The organism is Streptomyces sp. SID3343, from assembly GCF_009865215.1.
In the GTDB taxonomy this organism is placed as follows: domain Bacteria; phylum Actinomycetota; class Actinomycetes; order Streptomycetales; family Streptomycetaceae; genus Embleya.
This window is the reverse complement of record NZ_WWJX01001415.1, coordinates 1-15,790: the sequence shown is the minus strand read 5'-3', so window position 1 is coordinate 15,790 and position 15,790 is coordinate 1. Positions and strand designations below refer to the sequence as shown.

The 15,790-nt window shown below is 71.7% G+C and carries 12 protein-coding genes; 7 read left to right on the top strand and 5 right to left on the bottom strand.

What is annotated here, in order from left to right; all coding sequences use genetic code 11:
* The 4 genes from GT354_RS44730 to GT354_RS44715 form a co-directional block, all read left to right on the top strand.
* A partial coding sequence (locus GT354_RS44730; protein WP_202512999.1) for a hypothetical protein occupies window positions 1-377 on the top strand: 377 nt, incomplete at its 5' end.
* Window positions 374-1,159: an alpha/beta fold hydrolase gene (locus GT354_RS44725; protein WP_161363006.1), complete on the top strand. Its 786-nt coding sequence runs from the start codon at window positions 374-376 to the stop codon at window positions 1,157-1,159. The genes GT354_RS44730 and GT354_RS44725, both read left to right, overlap by 4 nt.
* Window positions 1,160-1,219: 60 nt before the next feature.
* Complete coding sequence (locus tag GT354_RS44720) at window positions 1,220-2,245, top strand: ATP-binding cassette domain-containing protein (protein WP_161363004.1); 1,026 nt, start codon at window positions 1,220-1,222, stop codon at window positions 2,243-2,245.
* Window positions 2,242-3,177, top strand: a complete 936-nt coding sequence (locus GT354_RS44715; RefSeq protein ID WP_237536075.1) for an ABC transporter permease — start codon at window positions 2,242-2,244, stop codon at window positions 3,175-3,177. The genes GT354_RS44720 and GT354_RS44715 overlap by 4 nt, the downstream gene beginning before the upstream one ends.
* Window positions 3,178-3,249: 72 nt before the next feature.
* Here the strand turns inward: GT354_RS44715 and GT354_RS44710 are convergent, their stop codons facing one another.
* The 3 genes from GT354_RS44710 to GT354_RS44700 form a co-directional block, all read right to left on the bottom strand.
* Entirely contained in the window at window positions 3,250-4,041 is a 792-nt protein-coding gene (locus tag GT354_RS44710; protein WP_161363002.1) for an ABC transporter permease, read from the bottom strand.
* A complete protein-coding gene (locus GT354_RS44705) occupies window positions 4,038-5,039 on the bottom strand; it encodes an ATP-binding cassette domain-containing protein (RefSeq protein WP_202512998.1) in 1,002 nt (333 codons plus the stop codon). Before GT354_RS44705 ends, GT354_RS44710 begins: the two co-directional genes overlap by 4 nt.
* Before the next feature lie 490 nt (window positions 5,040-5,529).
* Complete coding sequence (locus tag GT354_RS44700) at window positions 5,530-8,004, bottom strand: penicillin acylase family protein (protein WP_161363008.1); 2,475 nt, start codon at window positions 8,002-8,004, stop codon at window positions 5,530-5,532.
* Between the two features lie 426 nt (window positions 8,005-8,430).
* On the opposite strand from GT354_RS44700, the gene GT354_RS44695 reads away from it, so the two are divergent.
* Window positions 8,431-9,213 carry an IclR family transcriptional regulator gene (locus GT354_RS44695; RefSeq protein ID WP_161363000.1) on the top strand — a complete coding sequence of 261 codons (783 nt, stop codon included), beginning with the start codon at window positions 8,431-8,433 and terminating at the stop codon, window positions 9,211-9,213.
* Between the two features lie 239 nt (window positions 9,214-9,452).
* Here GT354_RS44695 and GT354_RS44690 read toward each other — a convergent pair whose 3' ends face one another.
* Window positions 9,453-10,904: an FAD-binding oxidoreductase gene (locus GT354_RS44690; RefSeq protein WP_161362998.1), complete on the bottom strand. Its 1,452-nt coding sequence runs from the start codon at window positions 10,902-10,904 to the stop codon at window positions 9,453-9,455.
* A gap of 250 nt (window positions 10,905-11,154) precedes the next feature.
* On the opposite strand from GT354_RS44690, the gene GT354_RS44685 reads away from it, so the two are divergent.
* Both GT354_RS44685 and GT354_RS44680 read left to right on the top strand, forming a co-directional pair.
* The gene (locus GT354_RS44685) at window positions 11,155-12,684 is read left to right on the top strand and encodes an FGGY family carbohydrate kinase (RefSeq protein WP_272924015.1); all 1,530 of its coding nucleotides are present in this window, start codon (window positions 11,155-11,157) and stop codon (window positions 12,682-12,684) included.
* Window positions 12,685-12,935: 251 nt separating this feature from the next.
* The gene (locus GT354_RS44680; RefSeq protein WP_161362994.1) at window positions 12,936-14,606 is read left to right on the top strand and encodes a glycerol-3-phosphate dehydrogenase/oxidase; all 1,671 of its coding nucleotides are present in this window, start codon (window positions 12,936-12,938) and stop codon (window positions 14,604-14,606) included.
* A gap of 128 nt (window positions 14,607-14,734) precedes the next feature.
* Here the strand turns inward: GT354_RS44680 and GT354_RS44675 are convergent, their stop codons facing one another.
* On the bottom strand, window positions 14,735-15,712 hold the full coding sequence (locus GT354_RS44675) for a tellurite resistance/C4-dicarboxylate transporter family protein (RefSeq protein WP_346012460.1): 978 nt from the start codon (window positions 15,710-15,712) through the stop codon (window positions 14,735-14,737).
* Between the last annotated feature and the right edge of the window lie 78 nt (window positions 15,713-15,790).

Below are 15,790 nucleotides of genomic sequence, written 5' to 3'. Positions count from 1 at the left end.
TGCGCGGCTCGCTCGCGAACGGCGGCGAACCACTGGCCGACGTACTGGCCCGACTGCCCGAGACGCGCGGCCACACCGACCTGGCGGCCTCCGCGCACCTGGTGGCCGCGGCGGCCGAGTACGGCGGGGGACCGGGGCCGCGAGCACTCGACGCCTGCCTGCGCACGACCAGGCAGCGACTGGGCGACCAACTGGGTCTGCTGCGCGCGCTTCGGCTGCGCTGGAACGGCTACGGCCCGGCCCTGGACGCGGCGGTGGCGGCGGTACGGGGGACGGGGGTTGCCGCCGGCGCGACGAGTCGGCGGGCCACCTCGACGACCCCCGCCCCCGGCCTCTCGACAACCCAGGCTCCTGCCGACGGGAGAACCACGCGATGACCAGAGAACGCCGCGGCCTGTGGGTGACGCTGCCCCGGCCGCGCCCCGACGCCGAGATCCGGCTGTACTGCCTGCCCTACGCCGGCGCGGGCGCGTCCGCCTTTCGCGGCTGGCCCGCGGCCCTGGCCGCGCTCGGGCCGTACGAGGTCGCGCCGATCCAGTATCCGGGGCGGGAGACCCGACTGCGCGAGCACCCGTTCATCGACGTCGACGCGATGGCCGCCGAGGTCGCCGCGAGCGTGGACCGTCCCTACGCGGTGTTCGGCCACAGCATCGGCGGCCGGCTCGCGTTCGAGCTGTGCCGGCGGCTGCGCGCCCTGGGCGGACCGCCCCCGCTGCGGCTGTTCGCGTCGGGGTGCCCCGCGCCCCAGCATCCGCCCGCCGCGATCCGCGACTCCGACCTTCCCGACGACGAGTTCGTCGCCCGCGTGGACGGCATGGGCGGACTCCCGGCCGGGGTACTTGCCGACCCCGAACTGCGCGAACTGGTCGTGCCGGTGCTGCGCTCGGACTTCGCCATGGTCGACGACTACGAATACGTGCCGCAGCCTGCGCTGGCCCACCCGGTCACCGCGTTCGTGGGCGATGCCGACCCGGAGGCCACCGCGGCCACGGCGGCCGGTTGGCGGGAGCAGACCGCGTCGCGGTTCGCCCTGCACGTGCTGCCCGGGGATCACTTCTTCGTGCACAGCGCCCGCCGCGCGCTGCTGGCCGCGCTGGTCGCCGACCTGGCCGCCGCGGCGGCCACGATCACCTCCGATGCCGACGTACCCACCCGCTGAGGCCCCGGAGACCCCGGCGCCCTCGAATGATCCTGCCGCCCTCGAAAGGACCGTGGAGCCATGCCGGACGCAATCGCCGTCGAGGCACTGAGCAAGAGATACGGCGACGTCCACGCCCTGGACGACCTCGACCTGACCGTCGAGCAGGGCACGGTCGTGGGTTTGCTCGGCCCCAACGGCGCCGGGAAGACGACCGTCATCCGGATTCTCGCGACGCTGCTGCGGCCCGATTCCGGATCGGTGCGCATCTGCGGCATCGACGCGCTGCGCGAACCCGAGCGGGTGCGACCCCACATCGGCCTCACCGGCCAGTACGCGGCGGTCGACGAGAAGCTGACCGGCTTCGAGAACCTGCGCATGCTCGGCCGGCTCTTTCGGAGTGGTCGCGCCGAATCTCGCCGCCGCGCCGACGAGTTGCTCGCGGAATTCGGCTTGGCCGATGCCGCCGCGCGTCTGGTCCGCACGTACTCGGGCGGCATGCGCCGCCGACTCGATCTCGCGGCCAGCCTGATCGCGCGTCCCGAAGTGATCTTCCTGGACGAGCCGACCACCGGCCTCGATCCCAGGAGCAGGTCCGCGATCTGGCGGATCGTCGCCGACCTCGCCGCGGCCGGGACCACGGTGTTGCTGACCACGCAGTACCTCGAGGAGGCGGACCGGCTCGCCGACACCGTCGCGGTCGTGGATCACGGCGCGGTGATCGCGCGGGGCACGCCGGAGGAACTCAAGGACCGGGTGGGCGGCGAGCGGCTGGAGATCCGGTTGGACGACGCCGCGCAGTACGAACGCGCCGAGCGGGCGATCCGCGGCGTCGTCGACGGGAGCCCGTGCGCCCACGACGGCGAGGGGCGGATGACGGTGGCGGTCACGGGCGGAGCGCTGCTGATGCCCGCACTGGTCAGGGAGTTGGATGCGGCGAAGGTGCTCGTCGTGGACATGGTGGTGCGTCGGCCCACCCTCGACGACGCGTTCTTCGCGTTGACCGAACAGCGCGAGACGCCGGCGCCGGACGCCGACCCGGCGCCGCCGCGCCCCGACGCCGAGCACGTCACCGCGGTGGCGGCCGGAAGGACGGACAAGCGATGAGCGGCACTTCGACGGGCGGCACTTCGACAGGCGGCGTCTCGACCGGCGACACTTCGACGGGCGGCGTCTCGACCGTGAAGCCGGCGACCACCACATCGGTCACCCCGACGACGTCGGCGGCGACCTCGGCGGGACCTACGGCGCCGGACCGCGCCGTCGGCGGCGGTCTCGGCTGGTGGTTCTCCGATGCCGGGGAAATGGCGCTACGCAATCTCAAGCACCTCGCGCGCACCCCCGACCTGCTGATGTACGCGCTGATCCAGCCGGTGATGTTCATCCTGCTGTTCCGCTACGTCCTCGGCGGCGCGATCGACGTACCGGGCGGCGACTACGGACAGTTCCTGCTGCCGGGGATCTTCGTACAGATGGTTCTGTTCGGCTCGGTCGCGGGTACCGCCGTCGGCGTCGCGGACGACATGAGCAAGGGCATCATGGACCGCTTCCGGTCGATGCCGGTGAGCAGGTCGGCTGTCCTGGCCGGCCGCACGTTCTCCGAACTCGCGCGCACGCTCGTGGCCGTCGTGGTGATGGTCGTGGTCGGCGTCCTGGTCGGGTTTCGCTTCGACGGCGACCCGATGCCGATGGCGGGCGCGTTCCTGCTGCTGTTCGCCTTCGGCTACGCCTTCTCCTGGCTCGCCGCCCTGATCGGCATGGCCGTCAGCGGGCCCGAGGCCGCCCAGGCGGGCGGTACCGCGTGGCTGTTCCCGTTCACCTTCATCAGCTCGGTGTTCGTGCCGGTCTCGTCCATGCCGGGCTGGCTCCAGGCCTACGCCGACCACAGCCCGATCACGGTCGTGGTGGACACCCTGCGCGCCTGGCTGAGCGGCAACGACGCGGGCTCCGCCGCCTGGCAATCCGTGGCCTGGACGGCGGGCATCGCCGCGATCTGCGCGCCCCTCGCGGTGGCCCGCTACCGCAACAAGTCCACCTGACCCGAGCCCTCGGGTGCGTGCGACGCGTCGGCGGCGAGGCCGACTTCCGCCTCGCCGCCCACACCCCCGTCCCTACCTCGGGTCGCGGTTGTACAGCGACTTGGACCACAGGTAGCCGAGCACGGACAGTCCCAGGCACCAAGTGACGGCCAACCAGCCGCTGTTGCCGATCTCGGTGCCCAGCAGCAGGCCGCGCAGGGTCTCGATGGCCGGCGTGAACGGCTGGTACTCGGCGATCGGTTGGAACCAGCCCGGCATCGCGTCGACCGGGACGAAGGCGCTGGAGACGAGCGGCAGGACCATCAGCGGCATCGCGTTGTTGCTCGCCGCCTCGGCGTTCGGGCTCGACAGGCCCATCCCGACCGCGATCCAGGTGAGCGCCAGCGAGACGAGCACCAACAGTCCGAGCGCCAGGATCCATTCCACGGCGGTGGCATCGGTGGACCGAAAGCCGATGGCCACCGCGACGGCCCCGACCAGGACCACGCTCAGCACGCACTGCAGCACGCTGCCGACGACGTGCCCGATGAGCACCGACCCGCGGTGGATCGACATCGTACGGAAGCGGGCGATGATGCCCTCGGTCATGTCCATGGCGACGGACACCGCGCTGCCGATCGTGGTGCCGCCGATGGTCAACATCAGGACGCCCGGAACGAGATACGCGAGGTAGTCGGATCGGTCCGCCCCGCCGTCGCCGATGCCGGCGCTCATCACATCGCCGAAGATGTAGACGAAGAGCAGCAACAGCACGACCGGCGTGAGCAGCAGATTCAGCGTCATGGACGGATAGCGCCGCACGTGCAGCAGATTCCGCCGCAGCATCGTGGACGAGTCGCGCACGGCGAGGGAGAGGGCACTCATCGGACGTTCTCCTTGGTTCGGTCGACCACGCCGGAGCCGGTCAGGGCAAAGAACACGTCGTCGAGATCGGGTGTGTGCACGGTCAGTTCGTCCGCCTCGATGCCGGCCGAGTCGAGCCGGTCGAGGATCGAGCGCAGCTCCCGTTGGCTGCCGTCGCTGGGGATGTGCAGCGACAGTGCCTCGTCGTTCCGGGCGACGTTGGGCAGCGCACGGCCGGCGCTGCGGTACACCGACGGATCGGCGAAACGCAGTCGTACGTGTCCGCCGGGGACGAGGCGCTTCAACTCCTCGGGGCTGCCCTCGGCGGCGATCGCGCCGTCGGTCAACACCGCGATGCGGTCCGCGAGTTCGTCTGCCTCGTCGAGGTATTGGGTGGTGAGGAAGACGGTGACCCCGCCCGAGACCAGTTCGCGGATGATCTGCCACATGTCGTGGCGGCCGCGCGGGTCGAGGCCGGTGGTCGGCTCGTCGAGGAAGATGATCCGCGGTTTGCCGACGAGGGTCATGGCGATGTCGAGGCGGCGCCTCATGCCGCCGGAATAGCTCTGCGCGGGCTTCCCGGCGGCGTCGGCGAGGCCGAATTGCTCCAGCAACTCGGCGGCGACCCGCCGCCCCTCGCGCTTGGGCAGATGGTGCAGGTCCGCCATGAGCAGCATGTTCTCCTTGCCGGTGATCAGGCCGTCGACGGCGGAGAACTGCCCGGTGACACCGATCGCGGCGCGCACCCCGTCCGGTGACGTGGCGACGTCGTGACCCCCGACGCGGGCCTGCCCGCCGTCGGCGGCGATGAGCGTGGAGAGGATCTTCACGACGGTGGTCTTGCCGGCGCCGTTGGGCCCCAACAGCGCGAACACGGACCCGGCCGGGATATCCAGATCGATGCCGCCGAGGACGACCTTGTCGCCATACGACTTGCGCAGACCGACGGCGGAGACAGCGGCCGGCGACGGTTGACCGTCGCCGCCCCGCCTGGCTGCGGGCATGACGGAAGAAGGCATGGAACGCTCCCGATCGAAAACTGGAGTGACGGAGTGGGCGAGGGACGCACAGCGGTGCTGGGCGGCGGAGGCTTCGAGCGATCCGCCACAGTGACCGGCCGGGTCACCGACTCCTACGGAGCAGCGGGCCGCTCCATCGATGTGGCACCATCATGGCGCCATAGTGGCTCCATGCGCAAGCCATGCGGGCGAAACTCCGCGCGGGCAGCCATCGCCAACGCGCTGACCTGCCTGAATGGGCAGACGCCGCAGTGAATGACGTTGGCGCCACGAGTGCCCGTACCGGGGTTTCGCCAGAAGCCGTGCAGGGATCACCGGGTCACCCGGACCTGCACTCGGCGACTTCGAATGCCACCGAATGCGACCGGCTGGCACCCGGTGGCACCGGATGGCGCCGGGTGGTGCCGAATGGCGCCAGATAGCGCCGGATGGCGCGGATGGCATCGAGCCCAGCCGCCCCGGGCTGCGTCCGGTTGCGTCGTCGACACGGTTACCCGAGGTCGGCGGGATCCGCTCCCCGAGGGTGATCGTGTTCGTGCACGGTGAGCACCCGCAGCCGGGGTGCGGCCAGGATGTCGTGCTCGCAAAAGCGCGAGGTCACCCACCGTTCCCGGGAGAACAACAGGGTCTGGTCGGCGTGGTGCGCAGACCGCGGGTTCGACGACTGTGAGTACGTCAACAAGGTCCGCGCCACCGGGCAGGCGCTGTCGTCCCAGCCGACGGCCTGGACGAACGACGTGCCGTACGAGACGTCCGGGTAGCCTCCGCCCGCCGGGTCCCAGTCGGCCTCGACGACGTTCCACACGCCCAGGTTTCCGGTCCCGCCGGGGATCGGCACGCGCCGACCGTCACGGACGACGAACTGGTGCTCGCCCCAGCGCGATTCGGCGTCGATCCCGGCGGCGTCCAGTTCGGCGACGGAGTCGGCCAAGGCCCGGGAGAAGATCGGCGAGTCGGTGTCCAGGGTGTGGGGGGTGACCACCGGGTCGGAGGGCGCGAAGGGCACCTTCCAGCGTTCACTGTCCGGAACCGCAGCCGTGAACCGCCGCCAGAACCGGTCGAAGAGCAGCGCCCCGCGACTGCCGGTGTCCACCGTCTTGTCCCACCGCCCCAGGACTCGACACGCCTCCGCGACGTCGACCACCGCGCCGTCGGTGCCCGTCGCCCGGCCGCCCGGCAACGCCGCGCACGCCCGGGCCACGTCGTCGGCGACGAGGTCACCCACGGGCGCGCGGTTGGCGAACTGCTGCGCCTGGAGGTCCTCGACGCGCAGTCCGCCCCGGGCAGCCGCCGACGAAACGTCCTCGATCGCGCCACGCGTGCGCGGCGACCGCGTTGCGCCGATGTCGCCGAACACCCGCTCGTATCCGACGAGCGGGTGTTCGGCGTTGGTCAGCCAGGCGCTGTCGTTGGAGTTCTCGACGTACGGGGCATCGCGCAGCGTAGGCATGGCCCCGGGGCCGAAGGTACCCGGTTGCACCGCGTCCGGATCCGTGCCCAGTGCGCAGTCGCCCCGCGCGCCGTCCAGGACCGCGAGCCCGGACGCGGGATAGGTCGTCCGGCCCAACGCGGTGGAGCAGCGGCGGGCGATCTCGTCCGTGATTCGAGGCAGGGTCTGAGACTGGACGTAGAGCGTGTGCCCGGCGGAGTCGGCGGCCACGGTGTTCGCCCAGGGCAGTCCCTGGGTGCGGCGCACGGCGTCCAGGATCCCGCGCGTGTCACGGGCCTTGGCCAGGGCCAACGCGGTGGTGGATCCGCGCGGGTTCGCGGAGCCCGCGTCATTGATCGCGTACGCCGTCTCGGACGTCCAAGGAAGTGGCAACGGTGGGTCGGCGGCCGCGCCGAACGAGGTCAGGACCGGCCCGTACCGGGTCCACCACTGGGTACCGGTCACCGGTGGACCGTCCTCGACGGGCACGGTGACGACGCGTCGGGTCATCCGCTCGGGTCTGCCGTCCACCAGGTACACCGTCGGGTCGGACGGGTCCAGGGTCAGTTGGTACAGGTTCGCCGGGACGCCCGTGCCGACGGTGTGGCTCCACGCGATGTGTGCGGTGTGCCCGATGGACACCGTGGTCGAGCCGAGCAACGACCCGCCCATGACGTCGAGTTCACCGGGAATGGTCTGCTGCGACTGCCAGAAGCGCTGCTCCCCGCGCCAGGGGAAGTGCGGGTTTCCCAACAGCAGCCCACGCCCGTTCGCCGTCGTCGACCCGCGAAAGGCCACGGCGTTCGAGCCCGCCCGCCTCCCGGGATCGACGAGCAGTCGCCGGACCGCCGAAGCAGCCGAGGCAGGCGCGGCAGGCGCGGTGGAATCGAGGGCCTGCGGCGCCGGCTCCCCGGCGACCGGTGGCCGTGCGGCGGTGATGCCGTCGATGCCGCGGCCTTCCCCGGCCAGCCCCGAGAGAGCGAGATCCAGGGCCGCGACGTCCACGGCGGTGATCGCACGCACCCACCCCGCCCCCGCGCACGCGGGATCGGTGATCCGATTGCGGCGCAGCCACGTGTTGTAGCCGGTCGCCCAACCCCGCCCCAGGTCGGCCACCTCACGACCGGGCCCCAACGGAGGCGGCGCCGCGCCGAGTCGTTCGACCGTGCCCGCCTCGCGCACCCCGCGGTAGTACAGGTCACTCGCGAGATTGGCACCGGCCGACGAGGACTGCGGGTCGGGAGCGGTCCGGGCCCCGAACCAGCGCGAGCGTTCCCCGCGCACCGTCACGAACGCCTCGGCCAGGGCACACACCTGGTCGCGGGCCTGCGCCCAGCCGTTGCCGAAACCCAGGCCGGGGTAGTCGTCGGCGACGATGTGCGGGATCCCGTACTCGGTGTACCGCACGACGGCCGACAGACCCCGATCCACCCGGGCCTCGGAGCCCGCGCCGGCCGACGCCGGCCCGGTCACGGCGGCCGCCGACAACACGATCCCCGCCAACGCAAGGCACCCGAAGCGCGGCCGAAAGGACAACGAGACCCCCGTAAGGACGACGGCGGACCGCCGATCGCGCACCGCGACGGCTGTTCCCCGGCCACTAACCCATCGCCGACTCGAACCGTCAATCCGCCGCGCCGTACGTCTTTCCGACCCGGCCCGCGATCCCCCGAACGGCCCCGGACGCGCAGGGCGCACGCGGCGCATCCCGCGCATGCTCGGAGAGCACCACGAAGCCGGGGCCGGCAGGCGTGCCGGCGGTGACAGCCACCTCGCGCGTGACTTCGCCGGGCGCCGCGGACGACGACGCGCACCGCATCGGCGCGCCCACGGCACGCGACGAGACCGACGCCGGCACCCGCCCCGACCCCACGGTCCGGGGACGGCGCCGCCGACCATGCGGTGTGACAGGAGGTGTCACACCGGATGGCGGCCCGGCCGGCAGGTGTGGATGATGGGTCGATGACTGCATCGGACGCCGTCCCTTCCGTCGTGCGGGCGTCGCACTCCGTACTGCTGGCCGTGAGCAACGCCGGACCGGTCGGGGCCAACGCGCCGTCGATCTGTCGCGAGACCGGTCTGCACAAGCGCAGCGTCTACCGCCACCTCAAGGCGCTCCAGGAACTCGGCATGATCGAGGCGTCCCGTGAGGACAGCCGCCGATACCACCTCGGGGCCGCGGCCGTCGGGCTCGCGGTTCAGGCGTCCGACCAGCGAGCGTTCCTGCGGCGGGCGCGGGTGTACGCCGACGAGCTCACCGAACAGACCGGCGAGCCGGTTCACGTCACGGTGTACGAGCACGGCACCTCGGTGACGGTGGCCAGCCCCTCCATGGAGAGCCTCAGCTCGGTCGACGCCTTCCCCATCACCCTCGGATCCCGGCGCCCGGCGCACGCCTCGGCCAGTGGCAAGCTCTTCCTGGCCTTCAACGCGGCGGCCCTCACCGCGTACCTCACGCGGCCTCTTCAGGCCTTCACCGAGTACACCATCTCCGACCCGCACGTACTGCGGACGGAACTGGTCCGCATCCGTGAACGTGGCTGGGCGAGCGACACCCAGGAGAACATACTCGGCGTCAGCTGCGTGGCCGTGCCCGTCTGGGGCCGGCTGAAGCGCGTCGTCGGATCGCTCGCGGTGACCACAGGGCAGCCGCTCATGCCGGCGCCCCAACGGCAGACGTTGCTTGAGCAACTCCTGCCGGCCGCAACCGAGTTCTCGAAAGCCATCGGAGGGGAACCGAGCTGACGACCGCCGGCCGGCGCCGACCGCGCACGACGTCGGGGGGCCGGACGTGAACCGTCGGGGGCGGCCCACGCCGTCGAATCTCCGCGACGGTCTCCGCCGCCCCGGCGGCGCCCCTTCGCCGAGCATCACCGTCCCGTCGACGACGAGGACGACGAAGCAGGCGGCGGAGACGATGCCGAGGAAACAGGCGTCGGATCAGCGCCGTCGGGCCGGTGCGGATCGGAGACCGACGCGGTCGGTCACAGGCCGGCCTTGCCCGGGTTCATGATCGACTTCGGGTCGACGGCGCGCTTGATCGCGCGCAGCAGGTCCAAGCCGGTGCCGAGCTCGTCGGGCACCCACCGGGCCCGGTCCACACCGACCCCGTGGTGGTGCGAAATGCGCGCACCCGAGGACAGCGTCTCGGCCATCACCGCCTCGAAGGCCCGGTCGTAGTGCGCCATCGCCGTGCGGTCGTCCTCGTAGGTCCCGCTCACGATCACATACAGCGCCGCACCCTGGTCGTAGACGTGCGAGACGTGGGCCATGAACCCCTGCATGTGGGGCGCGACCGCCGTGCGCAACCGCTCGTAGAGCCCCGGCAGTTCGCTCCAGGTCGCGGCGATCTCGATGGCCTCGGCGACCCCGCCGGTCCTGCCCACGTTGTCGGTGGACCAGGACCAGTCGAACCGGCGCTGCTCCCAGTGCTCGGCCGGCTCCGGGCCGAGCGAGGAGCCGCCATTGGTTTCCGCCACGCCGAGCGTGATCCGTTCCTGGGCCTCGATCAGATCGGCGTCGCCGTCGAAGACCAGGATGAGCAGCCAGCCGCCCTCGTCGGCGAACTGCGCGTGCTTTGCCGAGGCCTCGGTCGGGTCGTAGATGCGTACGACGGCGGGGCGAACTCCCTTGGCCAGCACGGTGCGTACGGTGTCCAGTGCGCCCTGGAAACCGGGGAAGCGCACCGAGGCGAACCGTCGGGCCTCGGGCAGTGGCACCAGCCGCAGGGTCACCCGGGTGATGATGCCCAGGGTGCCCTCGGCGCCGACGAAGAGCTGCTTGATGTCGGGCAGGGTCGCCGCGCGCGGCATCGAGGCGGTGCTCACCACCATGCCGTCCGGCAACACGACCTCCAGGTCGCCGAGTCGGTCCTCGACGTTGCCGTGCAACGAGGAGAACGTCCCCGAGCCGCGCATCGCGATGCTGCCCGCCACCGAGGCCAGGGAGAAGGACTGCGGGTAGTGCCCGACCGAGAGTCCGTGGGGCTTCAGTACCGCCTCCAGGTCGCTGAGCCGCACACCCGGGCCGACCGTGACCATCCGGTTGACGACGTCCACCTCGCCGACCTCGCACATCGCGGCCATGTCGACGACCACCCCACCACGGATCGGCAGGCCGCTGCCGACGACCCCGGACCCCAGTCCGCGGGCGACGATCGGCACGTCGAACTCGTTGGCCCACTCGACGACCGCGACGACCTGCTCGGTCGACTTCGGCCGGACGGCGAGCCGGGCCAGCGGCCGGTCCCAGCCGTTGGCGCGTGCTTTGTGGGTGCGCACGCTGCTGTCGTCGGACAGCTCCGCGACGGTGTCCGGGTCGTCGATCACCTCTGTACCGACGCGCTCGCGCAGGGCCGCGACGGCGCTCGCGGACAATGCGGTGGATCGGGCACCGGTCGACGGGCCGGTGGGTGCGACGGGTGATTCGGCGGTCATCGAACTCTCCTCGAGTCATGGGGGATGCACCGGTCGCGGATCGCGGATCGCACATGCATCGCTCACCGGCCACTCTCATGCGCAGCCGCGGCGGGCGGCAAGCTTCGTGACACGCCACGTCACGACTGGGGCCGGCGCGGCCGGGTCGTGACAATCCGCGTCACTGATGCGGGGAATTCCGCTACCGGCGCCTTCGCGGATGCACAATCACCGACACGGGCATCGCGTCCGTCCGGCGCCGCCGCCGTCTCTGCCAGGGAGGCCCATCATCGCCACCTCGACATCGATTCTCGTACTCGACGAGGGGACCACGAGCACCCGCGCGGTTTTGTTCGGCTCCGACGGCCGGGCGCTGGACAGTGAGGCCAGGCCGCTCTCGATCGAGACCAAGGTGTCCGGCGCCGTCGAGCAGGACGCGACCGAGATCTACGAACGCTCGGTCGACGTCCTGAGAACGGTCGCCGAACGCGCCGCGGCGGGCGGGCAGGGGATCACCGCGCTCGCCATGACCGCCCAGCGGACCACGACGGTGCTCTGGGATCGGACGACGGGCGAACCGGTCGCGCCCGTCTACAGCTGGCAGGACACCAGAGCCATACCCATGCTCGACGACCTGCGCGAACAGTGGGCGCAGGCCGTCACCCGCACGACCGGCCTGCAGTACGCGAGCGGCAGTCCGTTCCACCTGGCGTGGATGCTGCGCGATCCCGAACTCCGGCGTCGGGCGGAAGCGGGTGAGCTCCTCGCCGGCACGATCGAGACCTGGCTGGTCTGGAAGTTCACCGGCGGCCCGGACGGCGGGGTCTTTCGCACCCCGTGGTCGTGCGCGGGATCCAGCGGGCTCTACGACTCCGCGCGCGACCGGTGGTACGAGGAGTTCCTCTCCGCGGTCGGGGTCCCGGTCGCGATGCTTCCCGAGGTGACCGCCGAGGACGGTGACTACGGCATGGCGCGCGTCGCGTCGGCCGGAGTCGAACTGCCGATCACCGGTGTGGTCGGCGACCAGCAGTCGGCCCTGTACGGGCACGGTGGGTTGGCGCCCGGCGCGGTCAAGTGCACCCACGGGACCGGCAGTTTCGTCGACTTCAACGCCGGGCCGCACAACGTCGCGACCGGTTACGGGTTGGACTGCCGGACCGGCTGGCAGACCCGTGCCGGACGCAGCTACGTCCTCGAGGGCGGCACGTCCGTCTCCGGGAGCGGTATCGACTGGCTGGTCGAGGGCCTGGGCGTGCTCGAACGTGCCGACCTGGTCGACGCGACCTATCGGGCGGCGGACCGCGAGTCCGGAGTCCTGTGCGTACCGGCGCTGGCCGGGTTCGCGGCGCCGCACTGGGACGGCCAGGCCCGCGGCCTGCTCGTGGGGCTCAACCGCGGCACGACCAAGGCCGACGTCGTGCGCGGCACCGTCGACGGTATCGCGCACACCGTCACCGACCTGGTCGAGACGATGGGCCGGCTTGCCGGAGTCCCGGTCACGACGCTGCTGGTCGACGGCGGGTTGTCCCGGTCGGACACCTTGCTGCAGGCGCAGGCCGACTTCCTACAGGTGCCGGTCGTGCGCGCGGCGGACCCCGAGTTCGTGACCGCCCGCGGGGCCGCCCTCATCGCCGGGATCGCCACCGGTGTGTGGGACGGTGAGGAGTCGGCGTTGGCGACCGCCGCCGAGGGCCGGACCTTCGAGCCGATGATGGCCGAGACCGAGCGCAGGATCCGACGCGGGGCGTGGCAGGACGCGGTCGACCGCACCCTCGGCTGGCACACCCCCGCGTACCGATGACGATGACGGCGAGCCGGCGCGGAGCGGCACCCGGCGAACGCGCCACACCCGGCCGACCCCGGCCCCGACCCGCTGCCGTGCGGCCCGCTCGACCCGGCGGACTTGCGCCCGGGCCGGCGCCGACACTCGGCGCGCACATCACCGCCGCCGAAGACATCGTTCGGCCCGCCGCACCCAGGCGACCACCCTTGACGAGGACGAACCCCGAGCCGCGAGACCCGCAAGACCCGCACCACAAGGAGACGCCACACATGACCCGCGCCCAGCGCACCATCGTCGCGAATCAGTCCGCACCCGTCGCCTTCGACCGGGACGCGGCGCTCACCTCGATGGCAGACGCCCCCCTGGACGTCCTGATCGTCGGCGGCGGCATCACGGGGGTGAGCGCTGCGCTGGATGCCGCCGCGCGAGGATTGCGCGTGGGCCTCGTCGAGCGATCCGACTTCGCGTCCGGAACCTCGTCGGCGTCCTCGAAGATGATCCACGGTGGCCTGCGCTACATCGAACAGAAACAATTCCGGCTCGTCTACCACTCGCTGCTGGAGCGGCAGCGGATGTACAAGCGCGCTCCGCACCTGGTCAGCCGGCTGCCGTTCGTGTTCCCGATCTACCGCGAGCACGGCGTATTCGGTCCGAAATTCGCGAAGGCGTTTCGAGCCGCGCTGGCCACCTACGACATGCTGGGCGGGTGGCGCATCGGGCGAATGCACCGTCGTATCTCCGCGGCGCAGACACTCACCGAGTGCCCCACCCTGAAACCGGAGGGACTGCTGGGCGGGCTGCTCTACTTCGACTGCCGCACCGACGACGCCCGGTTGACCGTGGCCGTGGCCCGGACCGCGTCCCTGCTGGGAGCGCTGGTGGCGAACCACGCCGAGGTCGTGGGCATCTCTTCCGCTCCCGGCCGGCACGTCGTGCGCATGCGCGTGACCGATTCCGCCGGCACCGTCCACGACCGTGAAGTGACCGCCGCCGTCATCCTGAACGCCGCGGGAGTCTGGAGCGACCGGGTGGCCGGACTCGCCGACACCGCCCATCGGCACCGGATCCGGCCCGCGAAGGGCGTACACGTCGTGGTTCCCTGGGAGAAGGTTCGCAGTCAATCGACGCTGACCTTCCCCCTGATCGGCAACGCCCGCGGCAAGGGCGGCATGGGGTTCGTGCTGCGCTGGGGTGACCACTGCTACATCGGGACGACCGACTCCGCCTACAGCGGAGACCTGGACAACCCTCGCTGTACTCGGGCCGAGGCGCAGACACTCCTGGAATCCCTGAACGCCGCCCTCACCACCGACCTCTCCGTCTCCGACGTCACGGCGACCTGGGCCGGCCTGCGCCCGCTCATCGACACCGGCGGCGGGGACACCTCCGAACTCAGTCGCGAGCACGAGGTCACCGTCGCGAACGGAGTCGTCACCGTGGCCGGCGGCAAGCTGACCGTAGCCCGCACCATGGCACAGATCGCCGTCGACAAGGTGTGCGCGGAGCTGGGCGTGCGCCGCGCCTGTCGCACGGCCGACCTACCGCTCGTCGGCGGCGCCCACTTCGACGCGGAGGCGGTGGAAAGCACCGGCGGACGCTTCGGCCACCTCGGCGGACGCTACGGCTCCGAGGCCAGGTTCGTCGAAGACCTGATCGTCGCCGACCCGGCGATGGGCGCGCCCGTGATGCCGGGACTGCCCTACGTCTGGGCCGAAGTACTGTTCGCGGTCCGACACGAGATGGCCCGAACGGTGACGGACGTGCTGAAGCGCCGCCTGCCGGCGCGTTTCCTCGACTCCTCCCGAGCCGCCGAAGCCGCAACACACGTGGGGTCGCTGCTCCGCGCCGAACTGGGCACACCCCAGGCCGAAATCGACCGCCAGGTAGCCCACTTCGAGGCCGACGTACGCGCCGAACGAGAACTCCTCGGCCTGGCGTAGACATCTCACACCCGATGCCCGCACCGCGGGCACCGAGCCAGAGCGCTCGGCCGCATCGACGTAGTCGGTGAGGGCGTCTTGGAACCGAGCGAACCGATCCGGCCGGCGCGTTCCCGGGGTCCCGCCCGCTACGTCTCGGCGCGCCACCCGGTCGAGGCTCGTACCAGACCTGCGGCGGTCAGCGTCCAGGCCGCGGTCGCGATCCACAGCTGTATCCGCCCCAGAGGGCCCAGCCAGGACACGTGCGCGGTGGTGGACACCAGGAGGCAGGCCGCGGCGGTCATGCCCAACGGGAAGACCGTGGCCCATCGGCGGATGTCGTAGCGCGGGCGTGGGCGGACGACTTCACCCATCGCGAGCACGGCGTACCAGCCGAGCGCGCAGCCCAGGACGACCAGGGTGAGCAGCCGCAGCGCGCTGTGCGTGGTCCCGGTCCACACGGGCGACGCGAGCAGTTTCGATCCGGCCACGGCGGAGATGGCCAACGCACCGCCCGCGACCCAGTGGTCTCCCGCCCCCGTGAGCACTTGGCGCAGGTCGAAGCGGGTGAACGCGACGGCGTACAGGGCCAACCCGAGGACGTACAGCGACAATGCCGTCCACGCGAGCCACTCGCCCCGGTCCACGAGGGCGAGTTGCCCGGTCAGCACGGCGAGACCCTGGGTGGCGACACACACGAGGAAGACCGCGCCGGGCATCCGGCGCCTCAGCCGGGTGGTGACCCGGACGAGCAGGACCGGCCACAGGGCCGCCGCCAGGAGCAGGAGCGCACAGGCGGTGTTCGTCCAGCCGAAGAGCGCGAGCCGGGTGCCCAGGACCGTCGTCGCGGCAACGGCGGTGAGCGCGGGCGGGGTATCGGCAGCGGCTCGCCAGGCACGCGGATCACCCAGGGCGTGGCCGGCGAAGGCCGCGGCAAGCACCAGCCACACGCCGACGTCGAGCCACATCAGTACCTTCGACAGCGCGGCGAACCCGGCGACCGACAACGCGACCGACACGATGCCGGTGGCCATCACCACGGACCCCGACGCGGGAGGGACGACGGCCGACCGACGCCACAGCGGCCCGCGTATCGGCGCCCGTGCCGTTCCACGCGTTGCCCACACCCGGCGCCCCCCACTCGTCGGCATCGCTCGGCCCACCACCACCTCCCCGGCACGAATTTGCGCGGCCCGCTTCGGCGT